This window comes from Altererythrobacter lutimaris (assembly GCF_013371495.1).
GTDB lineage: Bacteria > Pseudomonadota > Alphaproteobacteria > Sphingomonadales > Sphingomonadaceae > Erythrobacter > Erythrobacter lutimaris_A.
Window position 1 is genome coordinate 1 of sequence record NZ_JABWTA010000030.1, and the last position, 436, is coordinate 436.

The window sequence follows — 436 nt, forward strand, 5'->3', positions numbered from 1 at the left end:
AGCGCACCACCCAAGGCTGCAAACCCGTCGCTGGGTTCTTCGGCCATCTTGCGTGCCATCATAGCAGACATCTGAGCTTTCATGGATTCGCGTACAGCCGGGAAATCGATCCGGTCACGCAATTCCTCGGGATCGCCTTCTTCGGCGGCGTCCTTCAGCTGCATCATCTCATAGCTGGGCGACGCGAAATACCATGCTCCAAAAAGCACTGCGGCCAGCACGGCCGCCCCAATCATCCACTTCTTCATAATCTCCCCCCGGATATAGCTACAACTTCGCCACCCTAGCGACCACACGGCCGATCAGATGCAGTTCGTCATCTACCGCACGGTCTTCCGGCACGGATGGATTGTCGGAAAGGATGGCCACGCTGCCGTCCGGGCGCGGACGCAAACGCTTGATCATACCCACTCCGCCGAAGCTGAACGCCCAGATT

The 436-nt window shown here is 58.7% G+C and carries 1 protein-coding gene; it reads right to left on the minus strand.

All coding sequences use genetic code 11. The annotated features are described in order from the left end of the window. On the minus strand, nucleotides 1-248 hold a 248-nt coding region (locus HUO12_RS14405; RefSeq protein WP_176274502.1), incomplete at its 3' end, for a DUF2939 domain-containing protein. Nucleotides 249-436: the final 188 nt, after the last annotated feature.